The organism is Nocardia sp. SYP-A9097 (assembly GCF_009649815.1).
Classification (GTDB): Bacteria; Actinomycetota; Actinomycetes; order Mycobacteriales; family Mycobacteriaceae; genus Nocardia.
In genome coordinates, this window is record NZ_WJIC01000003.1 from 327,428 (window position 1) to 351,946 (window position 24,519).

The 24,519-nt window shown below is 67.1% G+C and carries 23 protein-coding genes and 2 pseudogenes; 13 read left to right on the plus strand and 12 right to left on the minus strand.

Annotation, left to right across the window (positions count from 1 at the left end; genetic code table 11):
- Position 1 precedes the first annotated feature (1 nt).
- From GFY24_RS08920 to alc, 8 genes are read left to right on the plus strand one after another with little or no spacing between them, the layout of a single operon-like run.
- Positions 2–1,108 carry an XdhC family protein gene (locus GFY24_RS08920; protein WP_153804502.1) on the plus strand — a complete coding sequence of 369 codons (1,107 nt, stop codon included), beginning with the start codon at positions 2–4 and terminating at the stop codon, positions 1,106–1,108.
- Between the two features lie 20 nt (positions 1,109–1,128).
- Positions 1,129–1,509, plus strand: a complete 381-nt coding sequence (locus GFY24_RS08925; protein ID WP_153804503.1) for a gamma-glutamylcyclotransferase — start codon at positions 1,129–1,131, stop codon at positions 1,507–1,509.
- Positions 1,506–2,303: a hydroxypyruvate isomerase family protein gene (locus GFY24_RS08930; protein WP_153804504.1), complete on the plus strand. Its 798-nt coding sequence runs from the start codon at positions 1,506–1,508 to the stop codon at positions 2,301–2,303. Before GFY24_RS08925 ends, GFY24_RS08930 begins: the two co-directional genes overlap by 4 nt.
- Positions 2,300–3,175: an NAD(P)-dependent oxidoreductase gene (locus GFY24_RS08935; RefSeq protein ID WP_309230631.1), complete on the plus strand. Its 876-nt coding sequence runs from the start codon at positions 2,300–2,302 to the stop codon at positions 3,173–3,175. The genes GFY24_RS08930 and GFY24_RS08935 overlap by 4 nt, the downstream gene beginning before the upstream one ends.
- Positions 3,172–3,339, plus strand: coding sequence for a hypothetical protein (locus GFY24_RS08940; RefSeq protein ID WP_153804505.1), 168 nt, complete (start codon positions 3,172–3,174; stop codon positions 3,337–3,339). The genes GFY24_RS08935 and GFY24_RS08940 overlap by 4 nt, the downstream gene beginning before the upstream one ends.
- Position 3,340: 1 nt before the next feature.
- Positions 3,341–5,143: a glyoxylate carboligase gene (gene gcl / locus GFY24_RS08945; RefSeq protein WP_153804506.1), complete on the plus strand. Its 1,803-nt coding sequence runs from the start codon at positions 3,341–3,343 to the stop codon at positions 5,141–5,143.
- Positions 5,140–6,315, plus strand: coding sequence for a glycerate kinase (locus GFY24_RS08950; RefSeq protein ID WP_309230632.1), 1,176 nt, complete (start codon positions 5,140–5,142; stop codon positions 6,313–6,315). The genes gcl and GFY24_RS08950 overlap by 4 nt, the downstream gene beginning before the upstream one ends.
- 46 nt (positions 6,316–6,361) lie before the next feature.
- Positions 6,362–7,384 carry an allantoicase gene (gene alc, locus GFY24_RS08955; protein WP_153804507.1) on the plus strand — a complete coding sequence of 341 codons (1,023 nt, stop codon included), beginning with the start codon at positions 6,362–6,364 and terminating at the stop codon, positions 7,382–7,384.
- Positions 7,385–7,407: 23 nt separating this feature from the next.
- On the opposite strand, the gene GFY24_RS08960 is transcribed toward alc, so the two are convergent.
- Together GFY24_RS08960 and GFY24_RS08965 are read right to left on the minus strand one after the other, a co-directional pair.
- Positions 7,408–8,256 (minus strand): glycosyltransferase family 2 protein, encoded by an 849-nt coding sequence (locus GFY24_RS08960; protein WP_153804508.1) that lies wholly within the window; start codon positions 8,254–8,256, stop codon positions 7,408–7,410.
- Positions 8,257–8,397: 141 nt separating this feature from the next.
- Complete coding sequence (locus tag GFY24_RS08965) at positions 8,398–9,510, minus strand: lycopene cyclase family protein (protein WP_309230633.1); 1,113 nt, start codon at positions 9,508–9,510, stop codon at positions 8,398–8,400.
- Positions 9,511–9,601: 91 nt separating this feature from the next.
- Between GFY24_RS08965 and GFY24_RS08970 the strand changes: the two genes are divergently transcribed.
- Both GFY24_RS08970 and GFY24_RS08975 read left to right on the plus strand, forming a co-directional pair.
- The gene (locus tag GFY24_RS08970; protein ID WP_153804509.1) at positions 9,602–10,543 is read left to right on the plus strand and encodes a hypothetical protein; all 942 of its coding nucleotides are present in this window, start codon (positions 9,602–9,604) and stop codon (positions 10,541–10,543) included.
- A gap of 70 nt (positions 10,544–10,613) precedes the next feature.
- The gene (locus GFY24_RS08975; RefSeq protein WP_309230634.1) at positions 10,614–11,756 is read left to right on the plus strand and encodes a N(5)-(carboxyethyl)ornithine synthase; all 1,143 of its coding nucleotides are present in this window, start codon (positions 10,614–10,616) and stop codon (positions 11,754–11,756) included.
- Positions 11,757–11,851: 95 nt separating this feature from the next.
- Here the strand turns inward: GFY24_RS08975 and GFY24_RS08980 are convergent, their stop codons facing one another.
- The 3 genes from GFY24_RS08980 to GFY24_RS08990 form a co-directional block, all read right to left on the minus strand.
- Positions 11,852–12,616, minus strand: coding sequence for an SDR family oxidoreductase (locus GFY24_RS08980; RefSeq protein WP_153804510.1), 765 nt, complete (start codon positions 12,614–12,616; stop codon positions 11,852–11,854).
- A gap of 135 nt (positions 12,617–12,751) precedes the next feature.
- Positions 12,752–13,546 carry an acyl-CoA dehydrogenase gene (locus GFY24_RS08985; protein WP_194852791.1) on the minus strand — a complete coding sequence of 265 codons (795 nt, stop codon included), beginning with the start codon at positions 13,544–13,546 and terminating at the stop codon, positions 12,752–12,754.
- Between the two features lie 222 nt (positions 13,547–13,768).
- Complete coding sequence (locus GFY24_RS08990) at positions 13,769–14,983, minus strand: cytochrome P450 (protein ID WP_153804512.1); 1,215 nt, start codon at positions 14,981–14,983, stop codon at positions 13,769–13,771.
- Positions 14,984–15,693: 710 nt separating this feature from the next.
- Between GFY24_RS08990 and GFY24_RS43600 the strand changes: the two are divergent.
- The 3 genes and pseudogenes from GFY24_RS43600 to GFY24_RS09005 form a co-directional block, all read left to right on the plus strand.
- Positions 15,694–16,119 (plus strand): annotated as a pseudogene (locus tag GFY24_RS43600) (transposase); the annotation flags it as partial.
- Positions 16,120–16,383: 264 nt separating this feature from the next.
- Positions 16,384–16,533: pseudogene (locus GFY24_RS09000) on the plus strand (glucosamine-6-phosphate deaminase); the annotation flags it as partial.
- Positions 16,534–16,636: 103 nt separating this feature from the next.
- Positions 16,637–18,001, plus strand: coding sequence for a TIGR01777 family oxidoreductase (locus GFY24_RS09005; protein WP_153804513.1), 1,365 nt, complete (start codon positions 16,637–16,639; stop codon positions 17,999–18,001).
- 40 nt (positions 18,002–18,041) lie between these two features.
- Here GFY24_RS09005 and GFY24_RS09010 read toward each other — a convergent pair whose 3' ends face one another.
- From GFY24_RS09010 to GFY24_RS09040, 7 genes are all read right to left on the minus strand, one after another.
- A complete protein-coding gene (locus GFY24_RS09010) occupies positions 18,042–18,671 on the minus strand; it encodes a lipocalin family protein (RefSeq protein WP_153804514.1) in 630 nt (209 codons plus the stop codon).
- A gap of 120 nt (positions 18,672–18,791) precedes the next feature.
- On the minus strand, positions 18,792–19,745 hold the full coding sequence (locus GFY24_RS09015) for an SDR family NAD(P)-dependent oxidoreductase (RefSeq protein WP_153804515.1): 954 nt from the start codon (positions 19,743–19,745) through the stop codon (positions 18,792–18,794).
- The gene (locus GFY24_RS09020) at positions 19,742–21,025 is read right to left on the minus strand and encodes a cyclopropane-fatty-acyl-phospholipid synthase family protein (protein WP_153804516.1); all 1,284 of its coding nucleotides are present in this window, start codon (positions 21,023–21,025) and stop codon (positions 19,742–19,744) included. Before GFY24_RS09020 ends, GFY24_RS09015 begins: the two co-directional genes overlap by 4 nt.
- Complete coding sequence (locus GFY24_RS09025; protein WP_153804517.1) at positions 21,022–21,738, minus strand: DUF1365 domain-containing protein; 717 nt, start codon at positions 21,736–21,738, stop codon at positions 21,022–21,024. The genes GFY24_RS09020 and GFY24_RS09025 overlap by 4 nt, the downstream gene beginning before the upstream one ends.
- Positions 21,735–23,033 carry an NAD(P)/FAD-dependent oxidoreductase gene (locus GFY24_RS09030; protein WP_153804743.1) on the minus strand — a complete coding sequence of 433 codons (1,299 nt, stop codon included), beginning with the start codon at positions 23,031–23,033 and terminating at the stop codon, positions 21,735–21,737. Before GFY24_RS09030 ends, GFY24_RS09025 begins: the two co-directional genes overlap by 4 nt.
- A 179-nt stretch (positions 23,034–23,212) precedes the next feature.
- On the minus strand, positions 23,213–24,034 hold the full coding sequence (locus GFY24_RS09035; RefSeq protein WP_153804518.1) for a MerR family transcriptional regulator: 822 nt from the start codon (positions 24,032–24,034) through the stop codon (positions 23,213–23,215).
- Positions 24,035–24,038: 4 nt separating this feature from the next.
- On the minus strand, positions 24,039–24,449 hold the full coding sequence (locus tag GFY24_RS09040; RefSeq protein ID WP_194852792.1) for a hypothetical protein: 411 nt from the start codon (positions 24,447–24,449) through the stop codon (positions 24,039–24,041).
- Between the last annotated feature and the right edge of the window lie 70 nt (positions 24,450–24,519).

Genomic DNA, 24,519 nt, shown 5'->3' on the forward strand with positions numbered 1-24,519 from the left:
TATGCGCGACATCGCGGCACAAATCTTGGAATGGCATGCGGCGCAACAGGATTACGCCGTAGCCTCGATCATCGCGATCGGCGGCAGTGCGCCCCGGCCGGTGGGCGCGGCGCTGGCGGTGAATACCGACGGCGTGGTCGTCGGCAGCATCTCCGGCGGTTGCGTGGAGGGCGCGGTCTACGAGCTGTGCCGCGAGTCGTTGCGCACCGGGAAGATTCAACGAGAAACGTTCGGCTACAGCGATTCCGATGCCTTCGCGGTCGGATTGACCTGTGGCGGCACCATAGAGGTTTTCGTCCAGCCGGTCACCGCGGCCAATCGCACCGCCTTCGAAGCACTCCTGCGTTCGGAAGATCCCGTCGCCCTGGTCCGCGACTTGAACACCGGGGCCGCCATGGCCCTGGGATCGTGGTGGACCGTCGGCGCGACCTTCCACGAAACCGTCGTCGCCGAGGCCCGTGCCATGCTCGACACCGGCGCGACCGGAATCCGCACCATCGGCTGCGATGACGCCGAATCCACCGTCTTCGTGCAATCGGAGGTACCGCCGCCGCGGATGATCGTGTTCGGCGCGATCGATTTCGCCGCCGCTGTCGCCCGTATCGGCAAATTCCTCGGCTACCACGTCACGGTCTGCGACGCCCGCCCCATATTCGCCACTCCCGCAAGGTTTCCCGACGCCGACGAGGTAGTGGTGGCGTGGCCGAACACCTACCTGGCCGACACCCACATCGACGCACGCACCGTGCTGTGTGTGCTCACCCACGACGCCAAATTCGATGTTCCACTGCTGGAAGTGGCCTTGCGCCTACCGGTGGCCTTCGTCGGTGCGATGGGATCGCGGCGCACCCACGACGATCGCCTCACCCGGCTGCGCGCGATCGGTATGACCGAGACCGAACTGGCCCGGCTCCGTTCGCCCATCGGCCTCGATCTGGGCGGCCGCACACCGGAGGAGACCGCCGTCTCCATTGCCGCCGAAATCGTGGCGGTGCGCCGCGGCGGCTCCGGCATCCCACTGGGTCGCAGCGCCGCACCCATCCACCGCGACACCGTCCCCATGCCAGAACTCCGGATTCCGGACGGCCTCGAATTCTCCACGCAGTAATCGAAAAAGGATCGACCCCAATGCCTTTGATCTTCTTGAACGGGGGTGCCATGCGCGGCGGACCCCTCAACCATCTCCTGGCTGGCGCGCCCTTCGCGGGTGAAGTCACCACCGCGCCGCAGTACCGCTTCTACTCCATCGGCGACCGCTTCCCGGGCCTGCACCCCGTTCCCGACGGCGGCGCGCCCATCGCGGGCGAGCTCTTCGAAGTCTCGATGGACGTACTGCGCAAGAGCCTGCTGCCGGCCGAACCGCCGGAGCTCGAGCTCGGCGTGATCGAACTCGACGACCACCGCTCGGTGCTGGCCATGCTGCTGCGCCGGCCGCCCGTCTCCTATCCGCAGCTGATCGATATCACCGAATTCGGCAGCTGGTCGACCTATCGCGAAGGAACTCGATGAAATACACCTCCGGGGGTGCGCTCCGGAAATATGACGTCAATTGTTCGATTCTCTTCACCGATCTGCCGCTGCTGGAACGGCCGGCCGCCGCCAAGGCCGCCGGATTCGACGCGGTGGAATTCTGGTGGCCCTTCGGGGACGATCCGACGCCCGCCGACGCGGATATCGATGCGTTCGTCTCGGCGATCGAGAATGCGGGCGTGCAGCTGGTCGGGCTGAACTTCATCGACCTGATTCCCGCCGGCCGGGGACTGGTTTCGGTGCCCGGGCAGGAGACCCGGTTCCGGGACAATATCGAAATCGCGGTCGGGATTGCCGAGCGCACCGGGTGCAAGGCGCTGAATGCGCTGTACGGCAACATGATTGCCGGCGAGAACCCGGAGAAACAGGACGAGCTGGCGTTGGAGAACCTGCGCCTGGCCGCCGCCGCCGCCCAGCGCATCGGTGCGACCGTTCTACTCGAGGCGCTCAATGCCTATGAGTCGCCGGACTATCCGATCGTCTCGGCCGCACACGCGGTGCGGATTATCGAGAAGGTCGGTGAACCCAATCTGCGGTTCCTCTGCGACCTGTACCACCTCGCCCGCATGGGTGAGAACCTGCCCGGCGTCATAGACACCTACGGCGGCTATATCGGTCACGTCCAGGTCGCCGATTCGCCGGGGCGCGGGCGTCCCGGGACCGGCGTCCTCGACTTCGCGGAGCTCTTCAAGGTGCTCGACGCGAGCGGATATGACGGCTGGATCGGCCTGGAATACAAAGACCCCGAACTGAATTGGGAGTGGATCAAGTGAGCAGCATCGGATTTGTCGGTCTCGGCATTATGGGCGGCCCGATGGCCGGGCATCTGGTCAAAGCGGGGCACGATGTTACCGGCTATGACCACAGTGACGCGGCGGTCGAACGGCTGACGGCCGCCGGTGGTATCGCGGGCACGAATGCCGTGGAGACGGTGCGCGGCAAGGACATTGTCATCACCATGCTGCCGCAGGATGAGCATGTCGAGTCGGTGTTCGCCGATGTGCTCGAGCACGCGGCTCCCGGCACGCTCTACATCGACTTCTCCACCATTACCCCGCGCACATCGGAGTGGACCGCCACCGAAGGAGCCAAGAAGGGGCTTCGGGTGCTCGACGCCCCCGTCAGCGGAGGTGAGCCGGGGGCGGTGAACGGCACGCTGTCCATCATGGTCGGTGGTGCGCGTGAGGACTTCGACTCTGCCCGTGAGGTTTTCGAGGCCGTTGGCAAGACCATCGCGCTCGTCGGTCCGAATGGTGCGGGTCAGGTGGTGAAGGCCGCCAATCAGCTCGTGGTCGGCGGCACCTACGCGCTTGTCGCCGAGGCGATCCTGCTCATGGAGAACCTGGGCGCGAATGCCGAGGCGGGCCTCGATGTGCTGGCCGGTGGTCTCGCAGGGAGCAAGATTCTCGAGCTCAAGCGAAAGTCCATGCTGGAGCGCAGTTTCCAGCCCGGCTTCCGAATCGATCTGCACCACAAGGATATGGGCATCATCCTGGCCGCCGCCCGGCAGGCCGAGGTCGCGATCCCCATAGGCGCGCTCACCGCGCAGCTCATTGCCGCCGCCCGCGCCATGGGGCACGGCTCGCTCGACCATTCCGCGCTGCTGCTGGTCACCGAAGCACTGTCCGGTAAGGGACAGGCGTGAGCGCACCGAGCGTCTCCGCGCTGCAGACGGTTTCGCTCAGCACCTCCGGCTACGGACCGTGTCTGGCGGACGGTCACGGCATCTGCGCCATCGGCGTACCAGCGGGCTGGGTGGTGGAGCACTGCACCATCGAACCTCGCACCCCGACCCGAAAGGGGATCTGACATGACACGCATGCGGGCTGTGGATGCTGCCGTGCTCATTCTCGAAAAGGAAGGCGCGACACAGGCATTCGGCCTTCCCGGCGCGGCCATCAACCCCTTCTACAGCGCGATGCGGGCGCACGGCGGGATCAAGCATGTTCTCGCCCGGCACGTCGAAGCCGCCTCACATATGGCAGAGGGCTTCACTCGCGCCGCACCCGGCAATATCGGCATCTGCATCGGCACCTCCGGGCCGGCGGGCACCGACATGATCACCGGGTTGTATTCGGCGAGTGCGGATTCCATTCCGATCCTGTGCATTACCGGACAGGCTCCGGTCGCCAAACTGCACAAGGAGGATTTCCAGGCAGTCGATATCGCCTCCATTGCCGCGCCGGTGAGTAAGTGGGCGGTGACCGTGCTGGAGGCCGCACAGGTGCCGGGCACCTTCCAGAAGGCGTTCCAGCTCATGCGATCCGGGCGTCCGGGGCCGGTTCTCATCGATCTGCCGATCGATGTGCAGCTGGCCGAGATCGAATTCGATATCGAGACCTACACACCCCTGGACGTGCATCGACCCGCCTTGACTCGCGCGCAGGCGGAGAAGGCCATCGCCATGCTGAACGCGGCCGAGCGGCCGTTGATCGTGGCCGGTGGTGGCATCGTCAATGCCGATGCCGCGGACCTGCTCGTCGAGTTCGCCGAGCTGACCGGCATTCCCGTGGTGCCGACGCTCATGGGCTGGGGCACCATCGCCGATGACCATCCGCTGCACGCGGGCATGGTCGGGTTGCAGACCTCGCACCGTTACGGCAATGCGACGCTGCTGGAATCGGATTTCGTGCTGGGCATCGGCAATCGGTGGGCCAACCGGCATACCGGTGGCGTCGAAACCTACACCGGGGAACGCACTTTCGTGCACGTCGATATCGAGCCGACACAGATCGGGCGAGTGTTCGCGGCCGACTACGGGATTGTCTCCGATGCCGGGGCGGCGCTGGCCGAATTCCTCGACGTGGTGCACGAATTGCAGCTCACCGGACAGCTGCGTGATCGCTCGGAGTGGGCGGCGACCTGCCGCGAGCGCAAGCGAACCCTATTGCGCAAGACGCACTTCGACACCGTGCCGATCAAACCGCAGCGGGTGTACGAGGAGATGAACGCGGCGTTCGGACCCGATACGCGTTACGTCACCACCATCGGACTGTCGCAGATTCAGGCGGCGCAGATGCTGCACGTGTACAAGCCGCGGCATTGGATCAATGCCGGACAGGCCGGTCCGCTCGGGTGGACGCTGCCCGCCGCGATCGGCGTCGCCACCGCCGTGCCCGGCGAGACCGTGGTGGCGCTCTCAGGTGACTACGACTTCCAGTTCCTCATCGAGGAATTGGCCGTCGGCGCACAGTTCAATATCCCGTATGTGCATGTGGTGGTGAACAATTCGTACCTGGGACTGATTCGCCAGGCACAGCGCACCTTCGATATGGACTACTACGTCCAGCTGTCGTTCGACAATATCAACAGCCCCGAGGTCGGCGGCTACGGCGTGGATCACCTCAAAGTCGCGGAAGGGTTGGGCTGCAAGGCGATTCGTGTGACCGAACCCGATCGGATCGGGGCGGCCTTCGTGGAGGCCAAGCGGTTGATGGCCGAGCATCGGGTGCCGGTCCTGGTGGAGGTCATTCTCGAACGCGTCACCAACGTGTCCATGGGCCTCGAGATCGACAGCATCACCGAATTCGAGGAGCTCGCCGTTTCCTTCTCCGATGCCCCGACTGCCATAGCCGCGCGGGTGGAGTACGAATCGGCCGGGAGCCCCTCGTGATTCACGCGCGCGGTGGTTCGGGACGGGGGTGGCGGGACGGGCAGGTGATCGTCGCCCCCGACAAGTTCAAAGGGTCATTGACAGCCGCGCAGGTGGCCGCGCATATCGCGGCCGGTCTGCGGCAGACCCGCCCGGAACTGCCCGTGGTTTGCGTCCCCGTCGCCGATGGCGGGGACGGGACCGTGGACGCGATGGTGGCCTCGGGCTTCGCCAGCCTGCAGACCGCCGTCACCGGGCCGGTCGGGAATCGAGTGGTCGCCTCGTTTGCGATGAGGGGCGAGACGGCCGTTATCGAACTCGCCGAAGCCTCCGGGCTGCGGCGCTTACCCGACCGGCCCACCCCGGCCACCGCGCGCACCGCCACCAGTGCGGGCGCCGGAGAGTTGATGCGCACGGCGGTTACACGCGGTGCGCGGCGAATTGTGCTGGGGCTCGGTGGAAGTGCCTGCACCGATGGTGGTGCGGGCATGCTGACCGCGCTCGGCGCGCGCCTGCTCGACGCCGAGGGGGTCGAATTGCCCCCGGGCGGTGCGGCATTGGTGCGGTTGGCGCGAATCGATATCGCCGACCTGGTGCGGGTGCCGGTGACGGTGGCCTCCGATGTGGACAATCCGCTGCTCGGGCCGCGAGGAGCCGCACATGTGTACGGGCCCCAAAAGGGCGCTGGCGCAGAGGATATCGCGGCCCTCGAACGCGGGCTCGCCCGATTCGCCGAGGTCGCGCGGCGTGATCTCGGCGTCGACTCCGCGGATCGGCCCGGAGCCGGTGCGGCGGGCGGCGTCGGATTCGCCGCGATCGCGTTCCTGGGTGCGCGCAGCGAACCCGGCATCGAATTGATTCTGCGGCACCTGGATTTCGCGGATCGTTTGCAGGGCGCGCGGCTGGTGATCACAGGTGAGGGCTGTCTGGACCGGCAGACCCTGCACGGCAAGGCTCCGATCGGCGTGGCGCGCGCCGCCGCCGCGGTCGGCATCCCGGTGCTGGCCGTCGCCGGACAGCGGCTGCTCACTCGGGATATGCTGCGCCGCTTCGGATTCGAGGATGTCTACGCGTTGACCGATATCGAACCGGACCCGCAACGGTGCATCAGCAATGCCGGGCCGCTACTGGAACAACTCGCCGTGCGAATCGCGCAAACCCGCCTCGGCGATCTGCTGTCCCGAAACGCATAGCGCCCGAACAGATTGCGCCCGAACACATCTACTGAAAGAGGAAGCGATGTCGGACTTCACCAGCCTGCCGGACCTGGCACTGCGGACCTACCGGGCGAGCGTCATCGCCGCCAGCGACGAATCCTTCGAGGAGCGCGAGAACCTCATCCAACCGTGGGAGCCGCGATTCTCCGCCGAGACCTTCGGCACCAAAGGTCAGGAGTACGACGGCTGGGAGACGCGACGGCGGCGCGGTGCACCCGGGCACGACTGGGCGATCATCCGGCTCGGCATGCCCGGCATCGTGCGGGGCGTGGTGATCGATACGGCGTGGTTCAAGGGCAACTACCCACCGTTCGCATTCGTGGAGGCGTGCCGGGTGAGCGGGTATCCCGCTGTGGCGCAGCTGGATTCGGCGGACTGGGTGGAGATCGTGCCGCGCATAGCGCTCCAGGGTGATGCCCGGCACGAGCTGCCCGTCGAGGATGAGCGGATCTTCACCCACGTGCGCCTCAATATCCATCCGGACGGCGGTGTGGCCCGCTTCCGGGTGCACGGTGACGTGGTACCCGATCCGGCGCTACTGACCGGGCTCACCGTGGATCTGGCGGCACTGGAACACGGTGGGCGCGCGATCGATTGCTCGAATCTGTTCTATTCGGGTGCGGACAATATGCTCGCGCCCGGCCTCGCCCGCAATCAGGCCGAAGGCTGGGAGACCGCGCGCCGCCGCGATGACGGAAATGACTGGGCGGTAATTCGCCTTGCCGCCCAAGGTGTTCCGGAGTTGATCGAGATCGACACGACCAATCTGGTCTTCAACTCACCGGCCGAAGTCCGGCTGCTCGGTGTCGACCTGCCCAGTGGCGCGCCGCTTCCGGCCGCCGACTCCCCGGCCTGGTTCGAACTGCTGCCCACGGTCGCGATCCAACCTGACACCCCACACCGCTTCCGCGTGCAGGGTTCCCGCCCGGTCACCCACGTGCGCCTCGATATCTACCCGGACGGCGGTATCGCTCGCCTCCGCCTGCTGGGTTCTCTCACCCGGGCCGGACTCGAGGCGCTCGTAACCCGTTGGGGCGCGGCATAACCGGTTCTCGACGGGTAACGCTGTCAGTGGCCGATCGACGAAATCCGGGTCTTCGTGGGGCGCAGCGTGAATCGCCGCCGATCGAAGTCCCAGAACAGGTAGATCGGCCACTGCACGGTGTGCGCCAGCCATGCTCCGACAATCACCCGCCGGTGCATCGGCAGCACCCAAAAGCCCTGTCCGCGAATGGTATCCAGGCCGGTCAACTGGAATCGCCACCATTCACGCGGGGTCGCGCGCCGACGCCGCGCCGAGGTGTCGGCCCGCAGTTCCTTCAACTGCTGGATCGGCAATTGCTTCTTGATCAGGCACAATGCCAGATCCAAATCCTCGGCCACCTCGACCTTGGTCATGGTCTGATCGCGCACCTCCAGCCACGCCGACCGTCGAATCCCCATATTCGGCCCATGTAGATTCCCGACCCGATTCCCGAGTTGCCCGCGTCGATCCTGAATCCAATAGCCAAGGTGCAGTAGGAATCCCACCGGAGAATCATGGTAGGTGGTGATCCCGGTGACAGCGGCCACCTCCGGATTCTCCGCCAGATACCCCTTGATGGTCTCGCCCCAATCCGGAAGGACCAGGGTATCGGCATCGGTCCGCCCGATGAATTCCCCGCGCGCGGCATCGAATCCGGTATTCCGCGCAAACGGCAACCCCCGGCGCGGCTCGATCAACAGCCGCACCTTCGGATTGTTCACCGTATATTTCTCGACCAAGCCACGCGTCTCATCGGTGGACCCATTGTCCACCACGATAATTTCATCGACCGCCTCCTGCCCGACCAGCCGGTCGAGGGTCGCGATAATGGACCGTTCCTCGTTCAAGGCAGGAACGACGACGGAGAGCAGGACGGTTCTGTCATCTCGCATGAGGATCAATGCTCCGGAAGTTCTTGTGCAGCAACACGGCCGACCGGTCTCGTATCGGTTCCCCTCGCGCCACAGCCCGCAATACCAGGGGGCTACGGTAACACCGAATCGTGCGATAGGGCGGTCAAAGTTCCCGCATGGTCAAACTCCTCTGGGGAGGGTCACGGTGGCGGAGGCGAGGTGGCGGCGTAGTCGCCAGGGGAGAGCGGCGAAGAGGGAGGCCATGGCGGCGGCGGTGCCGGGGAGGTCGTCGCGGGCCGAGAGGTAGGCGCGCTGTTTCGCGGGAGAGAGGGCGAAGAAGGTGTCGAAGAACAGGGGGAGGTCCTGGGGAGGGAGGCTGAGCAGGGCTCGTAATCCGCTCTGGCGCAGTCGATTTACGGCGCGGGCGGAGGGCGTCCAGATGGTATCCCCGGCCGCGACGGTATCGGCGGTGCGCAGGGCGGCGGCGACGCTGTAACCGGTGGCCGGATGCGTCAATGCGCCTGCCGCTCCGAAGGTACCGGGACGCGGTTTGCCACCCTCGACGGGGAAGCGGACGCGTTCGATCCGCTCGTCGCCGGTGAGAGTGATTCCGCGAGAACGCAATCGGTGTATCAGGCGTTCTCGAAGCACCTGGGGGTCGAGGGCTGGTCGACCGGCGAGGCAGGTCTCTTCGAGAAGAATCATGTTGTCGCTCAACGGGACTGCGTAGAGGAAGGACCGCGGTTCATTCGAATCCGCACCGTTGTCGTCACGCCAGTCCATGAAAAAGGTGTCCGGATCCGGCCATTGGTCGCGGTCGACCATCACGCCGTAGGCGGTCTGTTCGGCCAGCTTGGGGGAGCGGGGGATGCCTCGGGCGTCGATCACGCGGCCGCCGGGGAGTACCGGGCCGGACGCCAGGCGCACGGACGGCATATCGAGGGCATGCGGTCCGAACCTGGTCGGCGGAACAATATCGACCACCCGGTCGGTAATGATCCGCACACCGGCGAGATCGAGTGAATCCTGCAGGGCCGCGGTATCGAATATGACGTATCTACGATCCAATTCGATACGCCGCGTGGTCCAGACGGCCGGACGATCCACCGTGGCCGCCAGCGTGCCTGGCGGCACCCAGTCCGGGAGCTCATCGGCCCAGGCCGCATAGGTGGCAGTCCACCGATGACCCGGTCGCGGGTCGATGACGGTGACCGACTGTCCCTGGGCCAGTGCGCGGTGCGCGAGCGTCCGCCCTGCCGGACCCGCACCGCAGACAACGAGATCGGAAGTCACACCTTGATTGGATCATGATCGAAGACCGTCATACGCTTCCGTGACTGTCGCCGGGTCGGGAGGTCCCGGCGCACCGTGAAAGGTTGACTACATGACTTATCCACCCGGACCGCCGTCCGGACCAGGATTCGGTGGCGATCCGAATGGCCAGGACGGGCAGCAGCCCGAAAACCCGGCCTGGTGGGACGAGCCGGCCCAGCCCACACAACCGCCGCAGCCCGCCTGGCCGGCCGACCCCGGCTGGCAGCAGCCCGCCGCGCAGCCGGGTTGGACCGGGCAGCAGAGCGAACCCGCCTGGCAGCAGCCCGTGGCGCAACCGGGATGGCCTGGGCAGCAAGGGTATTCGCAGCCGCAGGGGTACGGTGCGCCGCCACAACCGCCGCGCTCCGATACCGGCCTGGTGATCGGCATTGCCCTCGCCGTGGTCGCGATGCTGGCAGTCGGGGTCGGCGCGATCGTCGTCCTCGCCGGTAAGGACAGCTCCGATCAAGCGGCGACGACCACCACGACGACGGAAGAGCCGACCCTCACCGACGCGACCACCACCCGCCCCACCACCACGACCAAGGCCGCACCGGCCGGTGCCCGCTTCACCTACACCGAATACGGCCAGCCCTGGAACTTCAGACTCGGCGATGTCGCCTTGCAAGCGGACTGGGTGGAGGGCCACGACTACAACTCCTGCGCACCGATCGAGGAGAGCGGCAAGCTCACCGGCCTCGGCTGCCAGTACGCCTCGGAACTGATCTGGAAGTCCGAGCAGGGCGGACTAATGCTCACCCAGTTCATCCTCACCATGCGCGACGCCGCCAAAGCCTCGGCCGCAGAAGGCCAATTCGACGACAACGACATCAAACTGCCCGCGGGCAGCACGATCTCGCACTTCGAGACCGGCAAATGGCGCGCCGGCAGCCAATCCGAATTCCTGGTGATCACCCTCGCCACTGCGGACACCACCGTCGACGAGCCCACCGTCGAGAAATACCTGCGCTACCGCCACACCGACACCCTCGGCGCACTGATCTTCCGCTAGCCCCATCCTTCGGCGGAGGCCGATCGCGACCGAGAAAGGCGTGGTCGCGACAGACGTGTAGGCTCACTAAGTGAAGCAACTAACCATCGGTGTAGTTGCGACCTCCCGCAAAGAGGACGAGCACCGACTGGCGATCCACCCCGCACACCTCGACCGGATCGATCCACAGCTTCGCAGCCGCGTCTTCCTTGAACGCGGTTATGGCGAACGATTCGGCTACTCCGACGCACACCTGACGCCACTGGTCGGCGGATTGCGTACGCGCGAACAGCTTTTCGCCGAATGCGATGTGCTGCTGCTGCCCAAGCCGCTGCCCGAAGACCTGGAGAACCTGCGCCCGGGACAGGTGGTGTGGGGCTGGCCGCACTGCGTTCAGGACGAGCGCATGACCCAGCTCGCCATCGACCGCGGGCTGACCTTGATCGCGTGGGAGGCAATGAATCACTGGACCAAGGAAGGCAACTTCAGCGTCCACGTGTTCCACAAGAACAATGAATTGGCCGGGTACTGCTCGGTCCTGCACGCATTGCAGCTGCGCGGTTCCAGCGGGGACTATGGGCGGCGCCTGCGAGCGGCCGTGATCAGCTTCGGGGCCACCGCGCGCGGGGCCGTGCGGGCGCTGTCGGCGCTCGGGATCAGCGATGTCACGGTGCTGACCCAGCGCAGCGTCTCGGCGGTGGCCGCGCCGTTCGCGTCGGTGCGCATGCAGCATTTCGCGCGTGACCCGGCGAATCCCAGCCGCACCCTTGCCTTGAAAGCGCCGGAACCCGGGCCGCTGGCGGAAATGCTGGCCCAGTACGACGTCGTGGTGAACTGCATCCTCCAGGACACCGAGGAGCCGCTCATGTTCGTCCTGAACGAGGACTTGAGCCTGTTCGCGCCCGGGACGCTCTTCATCGATGTCTCGTGTGACGAGGGTATGGGCTTCGAATGGGCGCGGCCGACGTCGTTCGCGGACCCGATGTTCACCGTGGGGGAGGAGCTGTACTACTACGGCGTCGACCACAGCCCCTCATACCTGTGGAACTCCGCCACCTGGGAGAACTCCGAGGCGCTGCTGGAATATCTGCCTATCGTGATGGCCGGACCCGACTCGTGGGACGGTAGTGAAACGGTAAGGCGCGCAATCGAAATCCGCGAGGGTCGAGTACAGAACCTGCGGATTCTCTCGTTCCAGCGGCGAGCCGCGGCGTACCCATACGCGGTCGTCTGACCGGACGGGCAATCCTCGGCGCACTTGTCTTCCGCTAACCGGACATAGCACTGCCCCGCACCGAATCGCGGTGCGGGGCAGAAGTTTTCAATCTCTCAGATACCGCCGGTGGCGAGCAGTCCACCATCGACCCGAATCGTGGTCCCGGTAATCCAAGCTGATTCGGCGGACGCCAGGAACCCGATGAGCCCCGCGACATCCTCCGGCGTCCCCAGCCGCTTCATCGGATAAACGGCCGCCGCAGCCTCCTCATCAGCCGAGTACAGCGCATCCGCGAACTTGGTCTTGATCACGCCCGGCGCGACCGCATTGACCCGGATCTTCGGCCCGAGCTGCCATGCGAGCTCCTCGGTCAGCCGAATCAAAGCGGCCTTGGACGCGCCATAAGCGGCAATAACCCCGGTAGACCGCAGCCCCGCCACACTGGCCACATTGACCACGGCCCCACCGTGCTCACCCATCCACGCCTTGTATGCCTGCTGCACATACCCCAGCGCCGCAACAACATTCACATCGAATATCTTGCGCACCCCATCCAGATCGGCCTCCATCAGCGACCCATACACCGGATTGATCCCGGTGTTATTGATCAGCACATCCAGCGACCCGAACTGCGCCACAGCGGCAGCAACCTGCTCCGCCCGAGCCTCGGCTTCCCCCGAATTCCCCGCCACCGCAACAACTTTCCCGGAATACCCCAACGCCCGCAGCTGCTCCGCCGCCTCCTCCAACGGTCCCTGCTTCCGGGCAGTCACCACAACATTGGCCCCCCGCCGCAAAAGCTCCGAAGCCACCGCGAACCCAATTCCCCGGCTCGCACCCGTGACCAGCGCACTCTTCCCAACCAGATCATCGCTCATGTGACGGCACGTTACTTCAGTCCGATCCGCTGTGCGGATCCGCCCCATTCAGGGGTTCGTGCCGTCACTTCAAGCTGGCGGTGCGGCATTTCGGGCGCCCAGCGCGGGCGCCCGATTCGTCCTGTTCCGGTGGGATCAGTGACGCTGCGGATCGTTGCAGCGGGATTCCCATGCGGTGGGCAGATCTTCGGAAAGTACTGGTGCGCCGAGGATTTCATCGTCGAAGCCGAAGGCGTCGAGTAGTTGGGGTAGGCATTGGGCGAGGTTGTCGATGGCGTGGCGGAGCTGCTGCTTGATCGTTGCGATATCGTCGATCTCGAGCAGGCGATGCGTGAGGTACCAGGTGGCGTGCTGATCGAGGTAGCTCAGTGCGAAAACGTCACGCACGGCGGCGATCTCGGCGTATTCGGTGCCGTGTTCCTGGAGCAATTGCAGCGCCTCTTCGGCGCAGTATGCCTCGGCCAGCGCGAGGGCGTCCGGAATGATCGCCAGCCGTGCTTCCAGCCCCGGCGTCTCGAGATATGGCTGTGCCTCCTGCACGATTGTCAGGGTGCGTGCGTGGAACAGGTTCAAACGGTCACCGGGGTCGGCGGGATCGTGCACACCGGCTTCGGGTGCGGGCTTCCCGGCGAGGTGTTTGGCAAGGACGCGATCGGCCACCGAACCCAGGACGTGGCAGTCACCCTCACCGGTGATGGCCGCGTGGCACACCCCGAGATAGTCGGCGACCCGGTTGGCGCTGAACATGCCCTGGGCGGCCATTTTGAGGCGACTGTTCGTCACCGACTGCAGTGCGTGCGGCTGGATGAAGTGCTTGGCGAGCATTACCGACACGACGGTGTCGCGATCGGTGAGATCGCTGCCCGCGAGCGATGTCTTGATCGAGTTCCCGTAGATCGTGCGGGCGACGGTGCCCCGGGCCCACCTCACCGGAAATGAAGGCGGGCCAGTGCTGGCGGGCATCCTTGGACACGCGCGGATCACGCAGCAGGTTGTGCAGTATCGCCTGGTCGGTGACCGCCCAAGCCTGGATTCCGGCAGGCAGCTCGACCAGGGAGACCGGGCCGCGGGCGCGGATCCGCGCCGACTCACCCTGGATATCTTTGCCGGTCGGGTCCAGGACCAGCGGCGTGGTGTGTTCCATCGTTTTCCTCATTCGGTGAACACCGGCAATTGCGGAGTCTCGGGGAATATGACCGGCAGCGATTCCAGGGCACGGTGGAACGGGCCCGGCCGCCATACCAAATCCTCAGGGGCCACGGCCAATTGGAGTTCCGGCAGAGCATCGAGCAGATATTCGATCGCATCCATGGCGATCTGGTAGCCGAGACCACGAGCCGGACATTGGTGTGGTCCCACACTCCAAGCCAGATGCGAGCGATTGCCGAACCTGTTGGGACGGTCGGATCGAATGGCCGGGTCGGCGTTGCATCCGGCCATGCTGATCACCACCGGCTGATGCGCGGGCAGCCACACGCTCTCGACCAGGATCGGCTGCGGGGGATAGGTGATGCAGTAGTTGGCCATCGGCGGATTGGTGAACAGCACCTCATCGAGTGCGTCGCGGGTGGACAGGCTCCCGCCGATCAGGTCGCCGGCGAACCGGCCGTCGACCATCATGAGCAGCAACGTGTTCGAGATCAGATGCACCTGCGGCTCACTGCCGGCCCCGTACAGCGTTATCAGTTGATGGATGAGCTCCTCGGTGCTCAAGTCGCTGGACTTGATCAGGTGGGAGGTGAGATCGCCGCCGGGGCGAGCACGCTTGCGCCGGATGTGCTCGTCCATCGCCGCGGCCAGCATCGCGTTCCCGTCGTCGGTCCCGCCGACGGCATCGAACAGCATCGCCATACTGGCGCCGACCTGCTCGTTGATATCGTCGTCGAAACCCAGAACGAAGGCCAATACCCTGTAGACCAGCGGATATATGTACTGTCCGAGCAGATCCGCGGAGGCCATCGAGCGGTGCGAGTCGCCGTCGTTGCCGAGCCCGCTGCAGAACTCGTTGATCAGCGGCACCGCGATCCGCTCGACGACCGCGCGCATGCGGTGCATATCGACGGTCTCGAGCGCGGCGACATTGGCCGCCCGATAGCGCTTGTGCTCATGCCCGCTGCTGCGCAAGGCATTCGGACGCCATTCCATCATCGGCAGGATCGGGCATCCCGCGGGCACGGAGGTCTGCCACCTCCGCGGGTCCGCGGGAAAATGCTCGGGATCGTTCAGGATCCGCAATGCGGTCTTGTAACCCAGGACGAGGGTGGCGGGCACTCCCGGCGCGAGCTCCACCGGCACCAGCGGCCCGTACGAACCGCGCCACCGCGCGTAGGCCGCGTGTGGGTTATTGGCGAACTCGATGGTGTACATCGGTTCTCGGGGTTCGTCACCGCCAACCCCCGGTCCGGCGGTATGGGACTGCGCCGATGAGTGATGGGAGGTTCCAGGCAGGTGCGATGTGGTCACGATGGTCCCCCTAACTTGTACGTCGATAGGTGATGACAGGTCAAAGTCCGAGATCGGTCCTCAGGCTCGACCGGCTCGACAGTTTCGGGCGCACGGAGATCGCGTCAGCCGCAAGGCAATCCGACCCCACCTGCGGCATCCTGACTCCTGGTAAAGCTGTTGTCCCCGGCACCGGAATTTCATATCCGTTGCCCCAGAGCATTTTTCAGGACATCAACGAGTACCGTACCCACTCAGGCATCTCAGCGCTATCCAACGCGAGGTCACCAGCAGTCGCTCAGCACACCACCGGCTGCGCTACTGCCGACCGCTCGACGCGACCTCGCGCAGGTCGTCCCCGCCGAGGTCGAGAGTGAGTTGGCCAATCATGTTGTGCACCAGCGCGATCAGAATCGGATTCGAGATTCTCTCGGTCGCGGCGGTGAGCGGTCCCCGATCATGGCTACCGGGTTGTAGACACCGCCGGACGTACCAGGAAACTTCGCGAAACAGGGGATGGTGGTTATAGCGATGGTGTGGCTATTGCCGTCCGGATGACGCCGAGGGATAACGCTCGGCGACAGCATGCGGAAACATCCTGCGCCGCTGGGTATCTCGCGAAAGCGCCGTGCGCAGAAGTCGAGGCGATCAAGGTGGTGGCTCGCGCTCACAAGACGTTGATCTGGGAACACAACCGTCACCTGCTGCGGCTGCGGAACGCGCTGCGCGAATTCTTCCCGGCCGCTCTCGACGCGTTCGATGACCTGGCAGGCCCTGACGACCTTGCAGGGGCAGGTGGAGTTACATTTTGGCCGGCACCCGGACGTTGAGATCATCACCTCCCAGCCCGGCCTGGCAATGATCCTCGGTGCCCGGGTGCCCGGGTGCTCGCCGAGTTTGGAGACGACCCGGACCGTTTCAGCAGCGCGAAGGCGCGCAAGAACTTCGCCGGGACAAGCCCGATCACCCGCGCTTCGGGCAAGAAGACCGTCGTCATGGCCAGATTCGTGCATAACGACCGGCTTATCGACGCTCTCGGCAGGCAGGCGGCTTTCTGTGCGGAACGTGGGAAGGCATGTGCCGAAAACGTCCGGGCAGGGTGGTCCGGTCCTGGCGAATTCATATGCGCAACACCACCGAACTGGTGAAATTGGCCGAATGGATCAACTCCATCGAGTTGGCTGGATCCAGGCAATGAGTTGCTGATGGAGATGGGCCTGCGGATGGTGTTCTCGGCGTTGGTGGATGCCGATCACCTTGACACAGCGGCACATCGGAGCGGACTGGCCGGTCCGCGAGTCTCCGCGCCCGCCGATAACGAACCGGGCCCGGTCTCCGCGTTCTGTCCCGCGTCGATCCTGCAGCTGCACCCGCACGTCACCGTCATCGTCGACCCCGCCGCGGCGGCGAACCTGCGGGCCCTCGACTACTACCGGTTCGCGATCGCGAACAAGCCCGCCTGGCAGAGCTTCTGATGAGCCGCCGGTTTGCGTCGGCGCGGGATCGCCGACCGGACACGGGTACATCGATGCGTAAACGTTGCATTCAGTCGGGTACTCGGCTGGTTAGAGTCGGCTGATGGGCATCGACTGTTCGAGTGTGGTGCCGGAGTCCCGCGAGGATGTGTTCGCGTGGTTCTCCCGCCCCGGGGCGCTGGCCAGATTGGCGCCGCCCTGGCAGCCGGTGACGATCGCGGCCGAGGCCGATTCGCTGGACACTGGCAGCGCGGTGTTGCGCCTGCCAGGCGGGCTGCGGTGGGTGGCCCGGCACGATCCGGCGGCCTACGATCCGCCGTGGTGTTTCGCCGACGAGACGGCGATCGACGGCCTCGCGTCCGTGCCGGTGGGGGCGCTGGTGCGCTGGCGGCACACCCATAGGTTCGAGGAAATCGACCAGGGGCGGACCCGGGTCGTGGATTCCGTGGCCGCGCCGGTCCCGGCCCGGCTGTTGCGGCCGATGTTCGGCTATCGCTACCGGCAGCTCGCCGACGACCTGGCCGCGCATCACCGCGCTGCCGCGCACGGTTTCCGGCCGTCGGTCATCGCGATGACCGGCTCGTCCGGCCTGGTGGGATCGGCCCTGTCCGCGTTCCTGACCACCGGAGGACACACGGTGATCCGGCTGGTTCGCCACCCGGCCCGGCATGCGGGGGAACGAGAATGGAACCTCGCCGCGCCCGCGCCCGAGCTGCTCGACGGCGTCGACGCCGTAGTGCATCTGGCAGGTGCCTCGATCGCGGGCAGGTTCACCGCCGCCCACCGCCGCGCCCTGGTCGACAGCCGGGTCGGCCCCACCCGCGCGCTGGCCGAGCGGGCCGCGGCGGCGGGGGTGCCGACCTTCGTCACAGCCTCGGCCGTCGGCTACTACGGACCCGATCGCGGTGACGAACGACTCGACGAGAGTTCTACACGCGGAACGGGTTTCCTCGCCGATCTGGTGGCGGACTGGGAGCACGCGGCCGAACCCGCGGCGCGGTCGGGATTGCGGGTGGTCCGGGTCCGCACCGGCATCGTGCAGTCCCCGCGCGGGGGCACGCTGCGGCTGCTGAGGCCACTGTTCGCCGCGGGGCTCGGTGGGCGCATCGGTGACGGCCGGCAGTGGCTGTCGTGGATCGGCATCGACGACCTGGTCGAAATCTACCACCGGGCACTGTGGGACGGGGAGCTGTCCGGCGCGGTGAACGCTGTAGCCCCGAACCCGGTGCGCAACCTCGACTACACAGCGACGCTGGCACGGGTGTCGCGGCGGCCCGCCGTGATTCCGGTGCCGCGGTGGGGTCCCGCGCTGTTGCTGGGCGCGCAGGGCGCCGAGGAGCTGGCCGCCGCGAGTCAGCGGGTGCTACCGGACCGGCTGACCGCCGCGGGGTACAGCTTCCGTCATCCCGACCTGGACGCGTGCCTTCGTCATCTGCTCGGGCGGGAGAGCATCGATCCGGGGCGCTGAGCCGGCCCGGCGGCGGGTATGTGGTGGACCCGCAAGCGGATCATCCGGCGGGGCGCAGTGTGCACAGCGGTTCGATCGTGTCGATTCCCCCGGTGGTGGGCGATGTCAGGTACACACACGGATCCATGCCGGCGGCGGACGTGATGGCGGAGCGGATTTGATCCCATTGCGCGGCAGTCAGTTCCGCGGTGCGAGACAGGACGAATCCGGACAGGCGAGCGGGGTCGGTGACCAGCGACCAGGAGTAGTCGGTGTCGAGCGCGGTGACGATGTAGTTCGGCGGGCCGTCGAGCTGGTCCTGGGTCGGCACGCCGGGAAAGCTCACGTGCAGCTGTGCGTCGGTACTCGGGTCGGTGACCTTGGCGGTACCGAGGATGCGGTTCGGTGCTCCGGACCAGGTCGTGCAGATGTTGTCCACGGTCACGTTCCCGGCCGGGTCGAGGGTGTAGCGGGCCTGGGTATCGTGGGCGCAGGCCAGCGAGAAGGGCTCTGGAACGGCGGCCAGTTGATTCCAGGTCCCCAGATATCGCTCGAGATCCAGCGACGCGACCGGCGCCGGTGGTGTACCCGCAAGTGGGTCGGCCTGCGCCACCGAACCGGAGACGGTGACGGCGAGGGCTGCGGCGACGGCGACCTTTTCGATCGCGCGTTGTGTTTGCCGAACGTTCATGTCTACTCCTGTCTCGAACGACTTGTCGGCGGGGTTGGTGGTTCTGGGCTGCGTTCCTTCTCTTACCTTAACGTAAAAACGATGCAATAGCGATGCACTGTCGCAAGGGTCCGGGCCCGGCTATCCGATGTCGGCTGCCGCCCGGCAGTAGTCCCACAGCTCGCCCACCTGGTCCCCGGTGTAGGTGGTGGTGGGCAGGCGATGCTGCGGCCGGATGCGGCGGTCGTGCCAGAACTGACCGTTCGGTAGTTGCATTCCGGTGGCGGCGAGCCAGACCGCAGTATCGGCGCCGGCGCCCGGATCCCGCAGGATCGGGGCGGTGACGCGGCGGAACGCCGGCAGGGCGGCACGGAGTCCGGGGGTATCCACCCAACCGGGGTGCATCGCGTGGACGCCGATCTGCCAGTGCTCCGCGGCGAGGGGCGCGAATGCCACCTGGATCCGTTTCGTGCGGGCGTACGCTGTTGCACCGCGGTAGGTTCCGTCCCGGTATTCGGGATCGGACCACGGGAGCGGCTGTGTGTACATCCCGGCCGACGCGACGAACACCACACGGGGATCGGGTGCGCGCCGCAGCGCGGGCAGCAGCAGGTCGGTCAAGGCCAGCGGGCCCAGGACGTGGGTGGCCAGGGTGAGTTCGTGTCCGGTGTGGGTCTCGGTGCGGCGATCGGGCAGCACGCCGGCGTTGTGGACGACGACATCGACCACCTCGGGCGCGGTGCGTGCGCAGGCGGCCAGGGTGGCTGGATCGGTGAGATCACAGTGCCGGACGGCGATATCGGCGCCGGGCACGTCGGCCAGGATCCGGTCCCGGGTTCCAGCGCCTGCGTCCGTATTACGCACCGCCAGAATCACACCCGCCCCGAGAGCAGTCAGCTGTGCGGCGATCGCGAACCCGATTCCGGAGGCCGCGCCGGTCACCAGCGCGGTGCGCCCGCGCATCGCGCCGGCGGCTGGATCGCCGGGCGGCCAGCGGCGGCTCCGCAGGCGGAACCCGATCGTGCTGTAACCGGCGATGATCGAGCGGTCCAGCAACTGGTCCGCCCAGTCGGGCTGCGGCGGTGGGGGACTCATTGCGCGGCCTCGGCCGGGAGGTGCCCGTTCCCGCGGGTGAGCAGGAACTGTCCCACGTCCAGGTACCCGCTGCGGAATCCCGCCTCGGAGTGAGCGAGGTACAGCTGCCACATTCGGCGGAAGGTCTCGTCGAAACCCAGTGCCGTGACGGCCGTTTCGGCGTCCAGGAATTGTCGTTGCCACAGCCGCAACGTGTGCGCGTAATGCGGACCTATCGAGAAGTTCTCGCGCACAACGAGTCCGGCGGTCGCGGCGGTATCGGTGAGCAGGCGGGCCGACGGCAGGAATCCGCCGGGGAAGATGTACTCCTGGATCCAGGTGTGGGTGTGGCGGGTCGCGAGCATGCGGTCGTGCGGCATGGTGATGGCTTGGATCACCGCCCGCCCGCCGGGCAGCAGCGCCCGCTCGACGGTACGGAAGTAACCGGGCAGGAAGTCGTAGCCGACGGCCTCGACCATCTCGACCGACACGACCGCGTCGTAGTGTCCGTCCACCGCACGGTAGTCGAGCAGGTCGATCTCGACGCGGTCGGTGAGCCCGGCCGCCGCGACCCGATCCCGGGCGTGCCGGCACTGCTCGGCGGACAGGGTGACCGACCGCACCCGGGTGCCGCGTGCCGCGGCCCGCACCGCGAGTTCGCCCCAGCCGGTACCGATTTCCAGTACCCGGGTGCCAGGACCGACGTGCGCGGTATCGAGTATCCGATCGATCTTGGCGCCCTGCGCCGGTGCGAGCTCCGCCCACGACGGCGCCGGATCGAGGCTGCCGAACAGCGCGCTCGAGTACGTCATCGTGTCGTCGAGGAACAGTCCGAAGAACTCGTTGGACAGGTCGTAGTGGCGGGCGATGTTGCCGCGGGCCTGCTCGCGTGTGTTGCGGTCCGAGCTCGGGTGCGCGGCGACGACGCACCGCCGCAGCGCGCGCAGTGGCGCCGGTACCAGGCGGTCGATACCGGCGGCGAAGACGGCCAGGACCGTCGCCGGGTCGGCCGCCGACCAGTCGCCGGCCATGTACGCCTCGCCGAATCCGATCAGCCCCCGTGTGCCCAGCCGAGTCGCGAAACGATCGGGCCGGTGCACGGTCATGACCGGTCCGTCCGCGACGGACGGCAGCACGAGGCCGGTGCCGTACTCGACCTGCAGCGGCAGGCGGCGGACCGCGCGCCGGAACAGCCGGTCGGCGGTCGCGGCGGCGATCGCGGCGCGCGGGCCGCGCGGCAGCCGGTCGAGTTCGTAGCGGGGACCTGCGACGGGCGCACCAGATTCGCAGCGGACGGTCATCGTTCGGTCTCCTGACCTCTGGGGTGGGGCACCACGGGCAGGCCGTGCGCCCACAACCGGATGCCCTGCCAGCGGATCAGTGCCGAAACCCGCAGTGGCGCAATGGGCATGGTGAGGGCGGCCCGCAACACCGATCGGGTATCGGCCGGGCGGCAGCGGCCGGTGACGGTCGCCGCGAAACGTGGGCCGCCGTCGTCGAGAAGGACCGACAGGAACAGGTTTTCGCCGGGTTCCGGCACCCGGATCCGGTAGGTACCGCGGACCTGGTTGAAGGGCGAGACGTAGAACTGCTTGGGGGTCTCGGCGCGGCCGCTCGCGTCGGGGCGCAGCAGATACCGGTGCCGCTCACCGTAGGTGTTGTGTACCTCGGCGATCACGCAGACGGGCCGCCCGGCGGCGTCCCGGCACCAGTACACCGTGAGCGGGTTGAACACCCAGCCCAGCACCCGCGCATTGGCGAACATGCGGATTCGCCCGCCGTGCAGGTGGATTCCCTGCTCTGCCAGATAGCTGTCGATATTGTCGCGCAGCGATGCGTGGGGGTCACCGAGGTGGTCGGCGGGATCGAACCGCGCCAGCGGTGCGAGCCAGCGCGGCAACCGGGGAAGTTCGTCCAGGTCGACCAGCCAGCTGTAGCCGCGATACCGGAAGTTGTGCGGCCGCGGCACCCGCCGCGCGTGGGCCGTGCGGGTGTACACCAGTTGCGCCTTCATGCCGTCGCGACCGTGGTGACGGCTCGCCCGGCCCAGCGGGCACCGAGCTGTTCGGCGGCGCGCAGTCCGGACAACGCCCCGTCCTCGTGGAAGCCCCAGCCGTGATAGGCGCCCGCGAACGCCACGCGGGCGTCGCCGATTCGGTGCAGGTGCTGCTGTGCCACAACGGATTCCGGTGTGTAGCGGGGATGGCCGTAGATCATCCGGTCCAGCACCGCCGCTGCGGGTATCCCGGTGTCGTCGTTGAGGGTGAGCAGCAGCCGCCGGCCCGGAAGTCCTTGCAGCCGGGTGAGATCGTAGGTGACCAGCACCTGCGCGGGCGCGGCCGTGCAGGCCGGCAGCCGATAGTTCCACGACGCCCGGGCCCGAGCGGCCCGGGGGAGCGCCGATTCGTCGGTGTGCAGGATTGCCCGGTTCACCGAGTACGGCATCGCCGAGAGCACCTGTCGCTCGATCCCGGTCGGTGCGGTGAGCAGGGTCAGCGCCTGATCGGGATGAGTGGCGACGACCGCGGCGTCGAATTCGTGTGCGGTGCCGCGGTCGTCGCGCAGCACGACGCCGTCGAAGTGGCGTTCGAGGGCCCGCACCGGCGTCCCCGCGTGGACGGTGTCGACCGCGGCGGCGATCGCTGCGACATAGGTGTGCGAGCCGCCCACCACCGTCCGCCAGGTCGGTGAGCCGGATACGGTGAGCATGCCGTGGTGGTCGAGGAAGGTGAACAGGTAGCGCGCGGGGTACCGCAGCGCCGTTTCGGGATCGCAGGACCACACCGCCGCGACGAGCGGGGCCAGGAAATGGGTCGTGAAGTAGCCGGAAAAGCTTGCGCGCCGGACGAATTCACCCAGGGTCTCGGTGTCGTCGGCCGCCTCGCGCAGGGCCGCGCGGGCCAGCCGGTGGAAGCGCGGAACCTCGGTCAGCAACCGCAGGTAACGGCCTCGCGTCGCATGCGCCGGGCGGGCGAACAGACCGCTCGGGCCTCGGGCGCCCGCGTACTCCAGACCGCAGCCGTCACAGCGGACCGACATGCTCATGTCCGAGGCCCGGGTCTCGATGCCCAGTTCAGCGAACAGCCGCAGCAGCGTCGGGTAGGTGCGGTCATTGTGCACGATGAATCCAGTGTCCACCGCGACCTCGGTGCCCGGCTCGAGGCGGAGGCGATGGGTGTGCGCATGCCCGCCCAGCCGCGGGTCGGCTTCGAACACCGTGACTCGCGCCCCCGCACGAGTGAGAACCCAGGCCGCGGTGAGGCCCGCGACTCCGCTACCGACGACGGCCACCCGGCTGCCGGTGCGCATATTCGAGACGTCGACCACTGTTCTCCTCGACTCGGTAGTCACGATGTGGTGATGCATCGAGTATGCATCGTTTTTTCGCTCGTGTCAGCCGATGCGGTGGACCGCACGTGTTCACGTGGGCTCTTATGTGGTTCGAGGCGGGTGGTGCCCCGGATCCGGCCGGGGTGACGCCGCGGCGATCAGTCGAGCGCGTCCAGTGCCTCGGTGAGCCTGGCGAGAGTCGCGACATCGGCGGGCAGCCGCACGGACGCCCAGCCGGGGCCTGCGACGTACGTCCGCGCGCCGGCCGCAACGCAGGCGGTCACGGCCGAGGCCAGTGCGGTGGATTCCTGCTGGGACCAGAGCACGACCGTCGGTGCCGGAATCCGGTCTATAGCGTCGACCAGTGCGTCGGTGGGCGTGTTCGCCCCCAGCATCGTGGCGGGCCGGCCGCGCTCGGCGAGCGCGGCGTGCAGCGTGGTCAGGGGCAGCGCATGGGTTTCGCCGCCGGTGCAGGCCAGCAGGATCGCCGACTCCCCGCGTGGGGCGGGGATCGCCTGCAGAGCGGAGGTCACGCACCAGGACAGCAGGTGCTCGACGTCGATGGAGCCGCCCTGCTGCTGAGCCTGGACTATGTCGGCGAATGCGGGCCGGCACAGGTCTTCCCAGAAACCGACCACACCGTGGCGGTTCAGATAACTGCTCAGCAATTCGCCGGCTCGGCCGCTGTCGAGGGCGAACGCGGCGTTCAGCAGCGCCGAGCGGTCGCCCGGTTCCGGAATCGGGACCCGGACCTCGGCTACCGCGCTGGACGGGCTTGCGCCGGCTCGCACCAGCGCGACCACCCGTTCCAGCACTGCGATGTCGGCGGCGGTGTACAGCCGGTGCCGCCCGGGCTCGTGATGACCCGGGCCCAGCTGGTACCGCTGGTTCCAGCTGCGCAGGGTGGCCACCGGTACGCCGAGGCGGTCGGCTACGGCGCGTATGGGGTAGCCGACGGCGGCATCGGGTCCGGTGGACATGGGCTCATTGTGCCGATCGTTCGGCCGGCAGGTCCGCGGCGGCCGGGGATGCCGGCCCGGACCCGACGGTGAACCAGGTGGCGGCACACAGTACCGCCCAGCTCGCCGCGACCACTACGGCCCGGTTGCGCTGCGGAGTGCCACGCAGCGCGACGGCGAACAAGAGGGTGTCGCACAGATCCGCTCCCACGCGAACCAGGATCGCGGCCCGGAGCGGGCCCGGGCGGGGTGCCGATATCAATGCGGCCCCGGACAGCAGGTCCCGCCAGCCCAGTGTGCGTGCGAGCATTCGCCGGCGGCCGTCCTCGGCCGACCATCCGCAGGGGCCGAGCAGGACGGCGGGCCGGGCGGCGACGGCCGCGCCGTAGGCCGCTGTCACCAATCCGGCGATTCGTGGTGCCGCTGTCGATCGCATTCCGGTCCTCCTGTTCGTTTGAATCGATTATGCATCGAAGTTTGGCTAGACTGGGGACCTATCTCTCGGT

Coding starts and splice junctions, on each gene's coding strand:
- GFY24_RS08920 (WP_153804502.1), top strand. CDS start 2: ATGCGCGACATCGCGGCACAAATCTTGGAATGGCATGCGGCGCAACAG.
- GFY24_RS08925 (WP_153804503.1), top strand. CDS start 1,129: ATGCCTTTGATCTTCTTGAACGGGGGTGCCATGCGCGGCGGACCCCTC.
- GFY24_RS08930 (WP_153804504.1), top strand. CDS start 1,506: ATGAAATACACCTCCGGGGGTGCGCTCCGGAAATATGACGTCAATTGT.
- gcl (WP_153804506.1), top strand. CDS start 3,341: ATGACACGCATGCGGGCTGTGGATGCTGCCGTGCTCATTCTCGAAAAG.
- alc (WP_153804507.1), top strand. CDS start 6,362: ATGTCGGACTTCACCAGCCTGCCGGACCTGGCACTGCGGACCTACCGG.
- GFY24_RS08960 (WP_153804508.1), bottom strand. CDS start 8,256: ATGCGAGATGACAGAACCGTCCTGCTCTCCGTCGTCGTTCCTGCCTTG.
- GFY24_RS08970 (WP_153804509.1), top strand. CDS start 9,602: ATGACTTATCCACCCGGACCGCCGTCCGGACCAGGATTCGGTGGCGAT.
- GFY24_RS08980 (WP_153804510.1), bottom strand. CDS start 12,616: ATGAGCGATGATCTGGTTGGGAAGAGTGCGCTGGTCACGGGTGCGAGC.
- GFY24_RS08990 (WP_153804512.1), bottom strand. CDS start 14,983: ATGTACACCATCGAGTTCGCCAATAACCCACACGCGGCCTACGCGCGG.
- GFY24_RS09005 (WP_153804513.1), top strand. CDS start 16,637: ATGGGCATCGACTGTTCGAGTGTGGTGCCGGAGTCCCGCGAGGATGTG.
- GFY24_RS09010 (WP_153804514.1), bottom strand. CDS start 18,671: ATGAACGTTCGGCAAACACAACGCGCGATCGAAAAGGTCGCCGTCGCC.
- GFY24_RS09015 (WP_153804515.1), bottom strand. CDS start 19,745: ATGAGTCCCCCACCGCCGCAGCCCGACTGGGCGGACCAGTTGCTGGAC.
- GFY24_RS09020 (WP_153804516.1), bottom strand. CDS start 21,025: ATGACCGTCCGCTGCGAATCTGGTGCGCCCGTCGCAGGTCCCCGCTAC.
- GFY24_RS09025 (WP_153804517.1), bottom strand. CDS start 21,738: ATGAAGGCGCAACTGGTGTACACCCGCACGGCCCACGCGCGGCGGGTG.
- GFY24_RS09030 (WP_153804743.1), bottom strand. CDS start 23,033: ATGCGCACCGGCAGCCGGGTGGCCGTCGTCGGTAGCGGAGTCGCGGGC.
- GFY24_RS09035 (WP_153804518.1), bottom strand. CDS start 24,034: ATGTCCACCGGACCCGATGCCGCCGTCGGCTACCCCATACGCGCCGTA.
- GFY24_RS09040 (WP_194852792.1), bottom strand. CDS start 24,449: ATGCGATCGACAGCGGCACCACGAATCGCCGGATTGGTGACAGCGGCC.